Here is a 13,519-nt window from a genome sequence, read left to right on the forward strand (position 1 = left end):
ATATCCCTCCAGTTAGTCCTTAGATATTTTTTCCTCTAACAATTGTTTTTCATATAAGTATTTATATAGTCCATCAATTTCTAACAGTTTATCATGGTCTCCCCGTTCTATAATCCTACCTTCATCTAAAACAATAATTTCATCAGCATCCTTTACAGTTGAAATCCTATGGCTAATTATTATAGTAGTTTTATCATTGGTAGTATTTTCTAATTGATTTAATATTTTTTCTTCTGTTTCCGTGTCTACACTGGAGAGACTATCATCTAATATTAATATGGGTGCATCCTTTACCAATGCTCTAGCTATGGATATCCTCTGTTTTTGCCCGCCAGATAGAGTTACGCCTCTTTCTCCTAAAACCGTGTCAAAGTTATTAGGAAAATCCATAATATTGTCATATACTTGGGCCAACTTGGAAGACTGTATCATTAACCCTTCGTCAATTGGTTCATCAAAGGCAAATCCAATATTTTCTCTTATAGTAGTGGTGAATAAAAAATTATCCTGAGGTACATAACTTATATTATCTCTTATAGATTTTACTTTAATATCTTTTATATCTATCTCATCCAATAGAATACTTCCTTTTTCCACTTCATGAAGTCGCAATAGTAAATTGATTAAAGTAGTTTTGCCGCTGCCAGTTCTGCCAACTATAGCTAAAGTATTACCTTTATCTATTGTAAAATTAATGTCTTTTAGTACATAATCTGTACTTTGTGAATATTTAAAATATACATTTTTGAATTGAATTTTACCATCTAATGAGTTTAAGGTCACTGCATTCTTAGAATCTACAATTTCTGGTTTTACTTCTAAAATTGCATTAATTCTTTCCATAGAAGCTATTCCTCTTTGTAAAAGGTTAATCAACCAACCCATTGCCATCATAGGCCATATCAAAAGACTCAAATAATTGTTAAAAGCAATAAAATCTCCCAAAGAAATAATATCTAATATTACAAGTCTACCACCGTAAACGATAACTACAAAAAAACTTATAGATGATATGAATTGAATTGATGGATGAAAAATTCCAGTAACTTTGACTAATTGTAGATTTTTTTCTAAATTATTTTCATTTACTTTAGTAAACTTTTCTACTACTAAATCTTCTTGAACGAAGGATTTTATTACTCGAATTCCTGCAAAACTTTCTTGTGCCGCATCCGTTAAGTCGGAAAAAGCTTCTTGGACTATACGAAATCTTTTATGTATTACTTTTCCAAATTGTTTCACCATAATAGTAATAAAGGGTAGTGTAAACAAGGCAATTATAGTCAATTTTATATTAGTAGTCTTAATCATCACAAATATAGTTAATAAAGTCAAAAACATTGAATCGATGAGCATTATTATACCTTGTCCTAAAGCATGCCTTATTGCATTAATATCGTTAGTAGCATGGGCCATTAAATCACCAGTTTTATGAGTGTTATAATAGTTAGGCGATAAAGTTAATAAATGGCCAAAAAGCTTTTTTCTCAAATAATATTCCATTTTTCTTGAAGTACCTAATATATATATTCTCCAAAAATATCTACCTATAGCAATAATAAAACCAGTCAATATAATATATAAACTATATTTTGCCAATCCTTGAAGAGTTAGCATCCTATCTTGAAGGAGGTTAGTAGCTGTTCTTAAAATCTGTGGAACTATAAGCTGGACTGAATCTATTAATATTAGCCAGATTATTCCCCAAAAATAATTCCATTTGTTCCGAATAAAAAAATCTTTTAAGGTTTTAAATGCTTTCATGAATATCCTCCTAATCAAAATATTTCGATGCTCAAAATAATAACTATATCTATAATTATAAATGAAATAATAATTTTTTAAAGTATAAAATGGACATATATTTGTTCATACTAATTCTATACCTTAGTTACCCATTATTAAGAACAAATAAATAATAACTAGTAAATAAGAGTAGAATTAGGAGGATTGAAGATGGAAATAAATACAAAAGAAGTGTTAAAGAAAAAAATATTAGATGCTCAAGAAATGGTTAGGGATTATGAAATGTATGCTAAAAATGTTCAAGATGTAGAAGTTGCAGATTTATTTAGAAATTTTGCTGAAGAATCCGGATATCAAGCAAGAAAGTTACAGGATATGTTGAAAAAGTTAGATAATAAATAAGATTATAATACTTCCCCTTAATTTATAAACTTTGTTACAAAACTGATTAACATCATGTTTTTAGGGTAATTAATACTCAAAATAGATATAAAGGGGAGATTATGCATGAAACTAATTGATTTACTAAACGAAAGGAAAAGAAAGGCACAACGACAAGAAAAGGTAGATACTGCTAAAAAGATAGCTTTAGGAACAGCTATAGGAGCCATTACTGGAATTCTTTTTGCTCCCAAATCTGGAAAGGAAACTAGAGGTGATATAACCAAAAAGACTAAAGAAGCTACGGATACAGCGAAAAAATCTGTAAAGGATTCGGTGGAATCTATTATAGATGCAAAAGATAAAATTAGAGGTGAAATAAAGGAGAAAGTTAAAGAATTTAAAGAGAGAGATATGATTGAAGTAAAAATAGGAAAAGTTGAATCGGATAGAGAACCTGAGGTTGATGAAGAACCTGAGGTTGATGAAGAACCCCAGAGCAACAGGGAAATGTAGCAGGTGATAAATATGACAGCTACTATAACAATTGAAGAATTATTAAGATTCATATTATTCCTACTGGGAATAGGGGTTCTAGGTTATCTAATAGTATTGCTTAAAAATGCCAATAGCCTAGTATCTCAAGCCAAAAGATTAGCAGAGAAAAACGAAAAAGAAATAGATACTGTTTTAAAGGAATTACCAGAGATATCTGGAAATATAAATTCTATATCAGAAGAGACAAAAACTATAATTGAACAAGTATCACCAGATGTAGTAGGTTTAATATCCAATGCTAATTCAATAACAGAAAAAATAGATAGTACTAGTGAAGTAGTCTTTGATACCATTGATGTAGTTGGCCATAGTATAAGTGGGACTGCCTCTACATTGCAAGACAATATAAAAAATATAACTGATTACATAACATTAATAGTGGAGATAATAGATATCATTAAGAGTGCATTTAAAAACCGATAAAGAATTCATTTGAGAACCCTGAGGGGTTCTCTTTTCTATAATAGAAAAACATTATATTTATCTTTTATTAATAGTGTTGATAAAGAGTTATCTATTGGTATACTATATATAGTGGGTTTAAAATATAATGAAATCACGGGAATAGGAGAGGTTGATATAGATGGAGAAGGTTAAAGTCATATGTAATCCTTCATCTGGAAGACAGATTATTCAGAGAAGAGTAGATTACCTATGTAATCTTTTAATAAATGATGGTTATATTGTTGGTAAATTTAACACAATGAAAAAACATGATGCCATGTATGAAACAATGAAAACTTGTAATGAAGATTGGGATTTTATTGTTGTATGCGGTGGAGATGGTACTGTAAACGAAGTGGCTAAAGGGATTGCTCAATGTGATAGAAAGATTCCTGTAGCAATATTATCAGCAGGTACAGTGAACGATTTTGCCAACTATATGGAATTACCAAGGAATATGGATGATTTTTTTAACATGATAAAAAATAAGAAAATTAAAAAGGTGGATTTAGGAAAGGTAAATGATGAATATTTCATAAACGTTGCAGCTGGTGGTCTTTTAACCAATGTAGGTTATCAAGTACCCCCAGAAGCAAAGGCTATTTTTGGAAGGATGGCTTATTATATAGAAGGTTTAAAAGAGATACCGAAGCAGAAATTTAAACCTATTAGAGTAAAATTTGAAAGTGAAGAATATACAAAGGAAGAGGATATTCTATTATTTTTAATTTCTAATAGTGCTTCAATAGGAGGTTTTAAAAGATTGGCTCCTGATGCCAATGTATCAGATGGATATTTAGATGTAGTTATTATTAAAAAATCGGAAGTGCAGGATTTAGCACAGATATTTATAAATATATTTAGGGGAGAGCATGTAAACCATCCAAATGTATCCTATTTCAAATCTAAAAAAATTAAAATAGATACTACTGAGGATGTTGTTATAGATATTGACGGTGAATATGGTGGTAAATTACCAGCTATTTTTGAGGCTGAACCAAAGGGGTTTAAAATTTTTGTTCCCTAATCAGTGGAAGATTGAAAAACAAAAGAATGGAGGTGCTGTTTTGAACGATAATGATATTTGTAATAATGTAATTAATATTGAGAAGTATTTGAGAAGAGTAGACTACATTATAAGATTAAAAGGCAGGGAAATATTAAACGATTTTAATATTACAATTCCACAATTTAGCGCTTTACAAATTCTTATTAATAATGGGGTATTGACCATTGGGGAATTAAGCCAGAAGATGGCATTAGCCTGCAGTACAATAACTGATCTAGTTGATAGAATGGAAAAAAATCAACTAGTGGTAAGAAAAAAGGATGAAAAAGATAAAAGGGTAGTAAGAATAGAAGTATTACCTAAAGGACATGACATCGTGAAAAGGGTATTAGAAAAACGGGTGCAATTTTTAGATTCTAAAATGGTGGATTTAACGGAAGAAGAGAAAATTTCTCTTAGTAAAGGATTGGAATCTCTATATAATGCAATGAAAGACAATTAAAATCATAAATTTTCCATTTATAAAATGGAATAAAGGGGAAATAAAGATGAAGTTAATAGACAATAGGTATAAAGTTAATAAGGTATTGGAAGATAATATTTACAATAGTATTTATGAAGTGGTAGATTTTTGGAATGATGATGAAAGACTTTTCATGAAATTATACAATATTGACAAACAGAACAGGGTGATAGATTACTTTATTAACAACTTTGTCAACTTAACTAGAATTAAACATAAGCATTTACTTTCAAGTGAACAGTTTTCAATAATAAAAACCATAGATAGGAAAAAAGTAAATATTATACAATATTATGCAACTACAGAATTTATTGACAGCCCTAGTCTTGATAAGGTACATGATTATTTAAATTTAGAAGAAAAATTAAGAATAATATTACAAGCATGTACTGTATTGGATTTTCTACATTATAGAGGATTAGTATATAGGCATTTAAGTCCTTCAAATATTTTTTTATTAGAAGATGGTAATATCAAGATAATGGATTTAGCTAATATAAGTGAAAACATAATTAATGCTAGTTATGCTGACTTAACAAGATATTTTATTGCACCAGAAGTCCTTTTAGATAGGAAAGATATGATAAATAAAAATGCAGATAAATATTCTTTAGGGATGCTTATTATATATTTATTAACTAAAGATTTTTATTCTGACAATATAACTTATCAATATAAGGATGACCTTCAAATGAATGACAGGCAGATAAATTTTTTGACAGATACAATAAATTCTTTAACCAAGAAAAATTCAATTGCTAGGGAAATATCGTTGAGAGAGGTAATTAATAGGATAAAAGAGATATTCAATTTAGATTATGAATACGATTTAGTAAAAGAGAGAGGTACCCTAAATTTTAAAACTCAGATAGTAGGTAGAGATAAGGAAATTGACAAAATATTATCAACAGATGAAGATTTAATGAATGAAAAAGATTTCAAAAAAGCAATATTAATAAGTGGAGATACAGGAGTAGGGAAAACAAGGCTTTTAAAAGAGATAACTTATTTATTAAAGATGAGAGGGAGAGAAGTATATTATTTAGAAATCACTCAAAATATTCAAAGTGGTTTAAAGCCAGCAACTAATATTTTGCGCCAAACTGTAAAAGATGCTCCAATTAATCTATTGAACAAATATAGTAAAGAGCTCATTAAAGTATTACCAGAATTAAAATTTGTGGTTAATATTGAACCCATAGATGATATACGTGGGGATAGAGAGCGATTAAGGTTATATGATAGAGTAACCAATTTTTTAGAAGAATTCACAAAGGACAAGCCTATGTATTTAATTATTGACAACCTTGGAGATTGTAGTGAGGAATTTTTGCATTTACTTGATTATTTAATGGATAATATAAATAAGGAGAGTTTAGTTTTAGTAGCCGCTATCAATGAGAAGAAGATACTAAAAAAATCTAGTAAGGATAATATCTTTCAAAAATGGTTTAGTGAACAAAATATTGAAAATATTAAAGTTTCCAATTTGAACTTGTCAGAAATTGGAGAATTTATTCAGTATATATTGGGCATGAGTTATAAACCATTAAAATTCGCTGCAGTGATGTTGAAGGAAAGTGGAGGAAACCCAAGGTACATAGAATATATGATGAAAGATTTATATGCTAAAGGAGAATTATTTTTACATCCGGACGGTTATTGGGAGATAAAAACACAGAAATACTCAGATATTTATTTCCCTTCGAGTATAGATGAAGCAATGAAAAATCAGATATCTCTTATTGAGAAACAATATATGGATATAATGGAGATAGTTTCTGTTTACAATGATTCTATGTCTAAGACAATTCTTTTTGAAATGCTTGATATTGACAACGATGATATAAATGCACAACTGAATGATTTAGTTGTAATGGGTCTTTTGGATGAAAAAGTTGCAGACTGGGGTTTTAGCTATAGTGTTAGTAATTTCCAATTAAAAAAGCTAATATATCATAGAATTCCTATTGAGGAAAGAATCAAACTCCATAATAAACTAGCTAAACTATTAGAGGAAAACTATGGGACAAACTATAAAATAATGATGGAAGAACTTATCTATCACTTAATGGCTTCAGATCAAACAGAAAAAGCTTTAAATTATATAATTAAGGAAGCTAGAGAAGAAACTAATATATTGAGTACACAATCTATACTATTGTGGGAGGAAGCATATGAAATAGTGAAGGATGTGGAATCGGAATATAGATTAGAAGTATTGAAATCTTTAGGTAATATTTATTTCTTAAAAGGGGAAAACGATAGAGCTTTGAATAGATTTAAGGAATTATATGATGTATGTAAAAATCAAGAAGAATTAAAATATATGGTTATTGCTAATATAGGTATTGGTGAAATTTATTTAAAGAGAAATTTAACTGAGAAAGCCATAAATAAAGCTCAAGAGTCAATAAAATTATCTAAAGAACTAAATTATCTACCTGGAATTGCTAAATCTAATATACTATATAGTAAAATATTGTTAAACGATGGAAAACTTCAGGAGTCAGAAAAGGATATAAAGAAACTATTGGACTTTGTGTTGAAGAATAATTTACACGAAGAATTAGGTGATGTTTATAATTTAATGGGAATTTTAGAATATTACAGTGGTAATATTGAGGTGGCTATTGAAAGATATAGCGAAAGTATTAAACATTTCCATCAGGTAGGAGAATTTATTAACTCTACTAAACCCATTAATAATATAGCTAATATATATTCTCAACGTGGAGAATATGATAAAGCTATGGACTACTATGAAGAGGGGTTAAAGATTGTTGAAAAATATGGATTATTGAATTTGAAATTGGTGTTCCTTAATAATATTGGAGAAGTTTATATGGATATATGTGATTATGATAAAGCTAAAACATATATTGAAGAAGCTAGGGCCCTTGCTATGGAAGTTAAAGATACCAATTTAATATTTTTATCCAATATTAATCTAGGTCTAATATATTTATTAACTGGCGATTATGAACTAAGTTATAATTGCTATATTATGCTTAAGGAAGGTTATATTAATAATCCAAACTTTAATTTTGAAGTGATTAGCCAATATAATAATTTTTTGGGTGAATTTTATTATGCTTTTGGAAAATGGGATGAAGCATTAAAATATTCCCTTAAGGCTATGAAACTTTGTAAGGAATATAATAATACAGGGTATCTAATGTCTAAAACTAGAGTAATCCTTATTCAATATTTGAAAGATGGAAGTTATAATAAAGTGGGAATGGAAGATATTAGAGCTGAATTTAGAAATATTAATTTGGAATTTATTAGAAGGACTAATCTATTACAATTAGGCATTATAGCATTATTAGAAGGAGATTATGAATATGTAGCTGATATACTCAAGGAGGACAATGAACTTAAAAAAGATTATTCTGCTCCTAGTTTAGAGTACATTAGGAAAATATTATTATACAGTATAACCAAGGATAAAAATAGGTATAAAGATATGATAATATTAGAAGAAGGTATGAAAAAACACAATTTATTACATTTGGATATATTTGCCAATATCCTAATAGGAAATAATCTCGTAACAGATGGGAAATATTACCAGGCAATTAACTATTTATTGGAAACATTAGATTTGATCTATAGAACTATTAAAAATGTACCCCAAAGGGATTTTCAAGTTAGCTTTATCAAAAGCCGAAAGACTGATAGAATAAAAATTAAATTGATGGAAGTAATATATAAAATCTTTAATAAAAGGTTGGATTATACATGTATAGATGATATAAAACCAGAAGATTCTATTGAAAACTATTTCGATTATAATTCTATATTTAGTTTAATTGATGATAGCCAATTTACAAGGATTACAGAAATAAATTACTTATATGAAGAAACAAAAGGCATATTTAACATAGAAGATTTAATAAAAAACTTAACAAATGATTATAAGTATAATTTAAAACTTATTCTAAAATATATATCAAAAGAGACTTTTGCTCAGAGAGGGTATATACTAATTTATGATGAAGAAAGCAATAGATACATGCCCATTGTTAGTTTAGATGAGGATCTAGATTGGAAACCCAATGAAAATCTATTAGCATTAGCTAATAGATACGAAAAAGGGATTTTAATAAGTAGCAGTTTAGGAAGCAACGTCATTGGTTTACATAAAGAATTTTTACCAAAGGATACTAGAGCTTTAATCTGTATACCAATTATTGCACCATCTACTGATACTTGTTCTCCGAAAGAAGAAAGAAGAAAAGTTCAAGTTCAATATAATCAAAAGAATGAAGGATACATTTATTTGGAAACAGGAAGGATATTTAATAGGTTTGATGAGGAAAGACAAAGATTGGCTAGCACCTTAACCAAAATATTATATATTAATATAGAAAATTATAAGCTAAAAATACTTTCTAATATAGATAAACTAACAGGAACTTATACTAGAAAATATTTTGAGACCGAATTTAACAGAACACTCATTGAAGCAAAAAGAAAAGACGAATCCTTTGCAGTCATGATGATGGATTTAGATAGGTTTAAAAATATAAATGATACTTATGGTCATAGAAAAGGAGATGAAGTTTTAGAACAGATAGGGACTACCTTATTAAGTAGTATAAGGAATACAGACATAGTAGCTAGATATGGTGGAGAAGAATTCATTATAGTCCTTAAAAACATTGAGGAAAATGAGGCAAAAAAGATAGGAGAAAAAGTTAGATTAAATATTCAAAACTTAAAAATTACAAACATAGAAAATCCCATTACTATTAGCGTTGGAATATCTATGTTTCCTAACCACAGTCAATTTAAAGAAGAATTAATAGAAAAAGCAGATCAAGCTCTATATTGTGCTAAAGAAAAAGGAAGGAACATGGTAGTATTATGGAATACAGATTTAGCAAATACTTTAAATAGAGTAGATAGATTAGCAGGTATATTATCTGGGAATACAAACATGAATCAGAGAAATATTTTAGCAATACTTGATATAATAGATATAGCTAAACAGGATATGGAAGATAAGGAAAAAATATTTGCATTTTTAGGTAGGGTTATAGAAACATTAGAAGCAGAAAATTGTGCCTTTATTGAAATAGAGCGTGGTTATGAGCTTTCTAATATTTATGCTCGGTCTAGATTAAATATAAATTGGATAGAGCCTAATTTTATAAACCAAAACATAGTAGATAAGGTTATTATGACAGGAAAAGGTGAATTTTTAATAGATTGGGAAAGTGCAAATGAGATAAACCTTCTGCTGAATACACCTGATTGGCAATCGGTTATTGCAATACCTTTGGTTTTTAAGGGTCAAACAAAAGGGATAGTCTATATTACAGTACCAATAAAAGAAAAAGAGTTTGACTATAATACCTATAATCTAACAAAAGTATTATGTGACATTTTTTCTACTGTAGTATAATCTATAATAATTAAAATTAGTAACAACATAAGATATAATATTAAATATTTTCCAACTAAATTTCATGAGGAGGTGGAGTAATGACAGTTACAATAAAGGATGTAGCTAAATTAGCTGGAGTTTCTATTTCCACTGTTTCAAGAGTTATTAATAACTCTAAACCAGTTAGTCTAGAAGTAAGAAGAAAAGTAAAAGAAGCTATAGAAGAATTGGGTTATAAGCCTAATGAAGTGGCAAGAAGTCTTGTTACTAGGAAATCGAATTTAATTGGAGTAATAATTACGGATATTGGAAACTCTTATATAGCACAGATGGTTAGAGGAATAGAAGAAGTAGGTAGAATGTATAAATATGATATCATTTTATCCAGCAGTTATGGAGATTCAGATACTGAAAGGAAATTTGCTCAACTTTTAAGGAGTAAACAGGTAGAAGGAATAATTATGGTTTCGGAAAAAAACAATTATGGAGTAATAGATGAAGTTGAAGATTATAAAATACCTTTTGTCTATTTAAATAAGTATTATAGTAATTTAAATATCCCTACTGTATCTATAGATAATTTTAAAGCCAGTTTTAAGATGACCAAATATTTGTTAGGACTAGGACATGAAAATATTTTATATGTAACCGCTAATGAGAAGGATGAAGGCTCTTTAGAGAGACTAAAAATTGATGGATACAGAAAGGCGCTAAATGAAAATGCAAAAGACAAAGGATTCTTGTATTCCACCAAAGGATTTAGTATAGAAGATGGCTATGATATGGGAGAAGATGTCATTAATCTAGTAAAAGAAAACAATATCACTGCAGTTTTTTGTTGTCAAGACGAATTAGCAATAGGGCTTATTAATTATTGTTATGACAATAATCTGCAGGTTCCTGATGACATTTCTATTTGTGGCTATGGTGATACAAAAATGGCTTCAATTTATAGACCTAAACTTACAACTGTAAGGGAGCCTTATTACGATATTGGTGCTGTTGCCATTAGGAGAATTATTAAGAAATTAAATGAAGAAGAAATAGAGGGAGAACATATTTTTCTTCCAATCCGAATAATGAAAAGAGAGAGCTGTAGAAGAATTTAATAATGGTGGTGTATTTTATGAGGGCTTTTATTGGATTGGATTTTAGCAATCAATTAAAAGAAGAATTACATGAAATACAAAAAAATATTATAACTAACTCAAAAAGAGGAAATTGGGTTCCTCTAAGTAATTTCCATATTACTTTGAAATTTCTAGGAGATATAAATGAAAACCAGATAGATGAAATAGATAATATTATTAAACCCATAGCTTATAATACTTCACCTGTATTTATAACTTTAGATAAGCTAGGTTATTTTAACCTAAGAAACAATCAATATGGTGTGATTTGGATAGGTATTGAAGGAGAAACTATGAAAATAAATTCCATATATGATATAATAGAAGAAGAAATGAAAACCATCGGTTTTCCCATGGAAAAAAGAAAATTTACTCCTCATATAACTTTAGGAAGAAGGGTAAAGCTAAATCCGTCCTTTAATGAATTAAGCGAATGTATTAATCATAAACTTGGGATTGAATTTATACTGGATAATTTGACTCTTATGAAAAGTGAGGAAATTATGAAAAAAAGAGTATATACCCCAATAAAATCTTATAAGTTTAGAGATATATTAGAAAAAAACCACAGATAATCACTGTGGTTTTTTCACTTTAACTTGATAACGTATGAAAATGTTAAATAAAAAATGGAGGAGAGAATGATGGAGATTATATCAATTGATGGCAACAACCTTAGTTTAGAAGAATTTATTAAAATTGTCAGAAAAGGTTACAAAGTAAGATTGGCAGAAGAAGCAGCAAAAAGAGTTAATAAAGCAAGACAATTAGTAGATGAATTTGTGGAAGATGAAAAGGTAGTATATGGAATTACTACTGGTTTTGGAAAATTTAGCGATATATCCATTACAAAAGAAGAGACTAAAACCTTGCAAAAAAATCTAATAATTAGCCACGCTTGTGGTGTAGGAGAACCGCTAAAGGAAGAAATAGTAAGAGGAATAATGCTTCTTAGAGCTAATGCATTGGCTAAAGGATATTCTGGCATTAGACTTTCTACCTTGAATACATTGATAGAAATGCTTAATAAAGGAGTACATCCATTAATTCCTGAAAAGGGTTCTTTAGGAGCCAGTGGTGATTTAGCTCCTCTATCCCATATGGTATTGGTTATGCTTGGAGAAGGGGAGGCCTATTATAAGGGAGAGTTACTATCCGGAAAGGAAGCTATGGATAAAGCGGGTATATCTATTATTGAATTAACTTCAAAGGAAGGATTAGCATTAATAAATGGGACCCAAGTAATGACTTCTATTGGTGCTTTAACTGTTTATGATGGAATAAACTTATGTCAAACAGCTGATATAGTAGCAGCATTAACTGTAGAAGCATTAAATGGATTAGTAGAAGCCTATGACAATAGAGTTCATATGTTAAGACCTCATCAAGGACAAATTGCTACAGCCCAAAATTTACTTCACCTATTAGAATCTAGTGAAATGACTACAAGACAAGGAGAGATTAGAGTCCAAGATGCTTATTCTTTAAGATGTATTCCCCAAATTCATGGTGCTAGCAAAGATGCAATAAAATATGTAGAAGATAAAGTGAATATTGAGATGAATTCAGCCACTGATAATCCATTAATATTTGAGGATACAGAAGACGTTATATCGGGTGGAAATTTTCATGGTCAACCTATGGCTCTTAGTTTTGACTTTTTGGGCATAGCATTGTCTGAACTAGCTAATATATCTGAAAGAAGAATTGAACGACTTGTAAATCCAGCTTTAAGTAATCTACCAGCATTTTTAGCTAAAAATGGTGGATTAAATTCAGGATTTATGATAGTCCAATATTCAGCAGCTGCTTTAGTATCAGAAAACAAAGTATTGGCACATCCAGCTAGTGTTGATTCTATTCCATCTTCTGCAAATCAAGAAGACCATGTTTCCATGGGAACTATTGGGGCAAGAAAAGCTAGAGAAATTTTAGGAAACACTCGAAAGGTATTAGCTATGGAACTTTTAACAGCTTGTCAAGCAATCGATTTAAGAGGCAAGAAAGGTCTGGGAAAAGGAACAGAAATAGCTTATAATATAGTTAGAGACAATGTATCAATAATTGAAGAAGATAAAGTAATGTATAAAGAAATAAATATATGTGAAGAAATATTAAAATCAAATAAAATACTTGATGAGATTAAGCTAAAACTTGGAAGATTATTATAAAAGGAGGATTTTTATGATAAATAATAATCATATTAGCAAAGCCATGACTATCAAATTGGACAATGAATTACCCCCTATGCCTAAATTTGCTGAAGGCATAAGGCGAGCACCTAAAAGGGAGTTCAATCTGTCCAAAAAGGAAACGGAAATTGCATTAAAGAA

The 13,519-nt window shown here is 29.2% G+C and carries 10 protein-coding genes; 9 read left to right on the forward strand and 1 reads right to left on the reverse strand.

What is annotated here, in order from left to right:
- Positions 1 to 12: 12 nt before the first annotated feature.
- Positions 13 to 1,764: an ABC transporter ATP-binding protein gene (locus tag C3E90_RS12675; protein ID WP_236916039.1), complete on the reverse strand. Its 1,752-nt coding sequence runs from the start codon at positions 1,762 to 1,764 to the stop codon at positions 13 to 15.
- A gap of 192 nt (positions 1,765 to 1,956) precedes the next feature.
- On the opposite strand from C3E90_RS12675, the gene C3E90_RS12680 reads away from it, so the two are divergent.
- The 9 genes from C3E90_RS12680 (at position 1,957) to hutH (ending at position 13,357) form a co-directional block, all read left to right on the forward strand.
- The gene (locus C3E90_RS12680; protein WP_236916040.1) at positions 1,957 to 2,148 is read left to right on the forward strand and encodes a hypothetical protein; all 192 of its coding nucleotides are present in this window, start codon (positions 1,957 to 1,959) and stop codon (positions 2,146 to 2,148) included.
- A gap of 105 nt (positions 2,149 to 2,253) precedes the next feature.
- Complete coding sequence (locus tag C3E90_RS12685) at positions 2,254 to 2,643, forward strand: YtxH domain-containing protein (RefSeq protein WP_236916041.1); 390 nt, start codon at positions 2,254 to 2,256, stop codon at positions 2,641 to 2,643.
- A 12-nt stretch (positions 2,644 to 2,655) separates the two neighbouring features.
- Positions 2,656 to 3,108 (forward strand): hypothetical protein, encoded by a 453-nt coding sequence (locus C3E90_RS12690; RefSeq protein ID WP_236916042.1) that lies wholly within the window; start codon positions 2,656 to 2,658, stop codon positions 3,106 to 3,108.
- A gap of 160 nt (positions 3,109 to 3,268) precedes the next feature.
- Positions 3,269 to 4,156: a diacylglycerol/lipid kinase family protein gene (locus C3E90_RS12695; RefSeq protein WP_236916043.1), complete on the forward strand. Its 888-nt coding sequence runs from the start codon at positions 3,269 to 3,271 to the stop codon at positions 4,154 to 4,156.
- A gap of 40 nt (positions 4,157 to 4,196) precedes the next feature.
- Complete coding sequence (locus tag C3E90_RS12700; protein WP_236916044.1) at positions 4,197 to 4,640, forward strand: MarR family winged helix-turn-helix transcriptional regulator; 444 nt, start codon at positions 4,197 to 4,199, stop codon at positions 4,638 to 4,640.
- Positions 4,641 to 4,686: 46 nt separating this feature from the next.
- On the forward strand, positions 4,687 to 10,074 hold the full coding sequence (locus C3E90_RS12705; protein ID WP_236916045.1) for a diguanylate cyclase domain-containing protein: 5,388 nt from the start codon (positions 4,687 to 4,689) through the stop codon (positions 10,072 to 10,074).
- An 80-nt stretch (positions 10,075 to 10,154) separates the two neighbouring features.
- Positions 10,155 to 11,165: a LacI family DNA-binding transcriptional regulator gene (locus tag C3E90_RS12710; protein WP_236916046.1), complete on the forward strand. Its 1,011-nt coding sequence runs from the start codon at positions 10,155 to 10,157 to the stop codon at positions 11,163 to 11,165.
- Between the two features lie 17 nt (positions 11,166 to 11,182).
- Positions 11,183 to 11,761 carry an RNA 2',3'-cyclic phosphodiesterase gene (gene thpR, locus C3E90_RS12715; RefSeq protein ID WP_236916047.1) on the forward strand — a complete coding sequence of 193 codons (579 nt, stop codon included), beginning with the start codon at positions 11,183 to 11,185 and terminating at the stop codon, positions 11,759 to 11,761.
- A gap of 69 nt (positions 11,762 to 11,830) precedes the next feature.
- Complete coding sequence (hutH, locus tag C3E90_RS12720; RefSeq protein ID WP_236916048.1) at positions 11,831 to 13,357, forward strand: histidine ammonia-lyase; 1,527 nt, start codon at positions 11,831 to 11,833, stop codon at positions 13,355 to 13,357.
- Positions 13,358 to 13,519: the final 162 nt, after the last annotated feature.

It is taken from the genome of Clostridium sp. Cult2 (assembly GCF_021655075.1).
Taxonomy (GTDB): domain Bacteria; phylum Bacillota; class Clostridia; order Tissierellales; family Tepidimicrobiaceae; genus Schnuerera.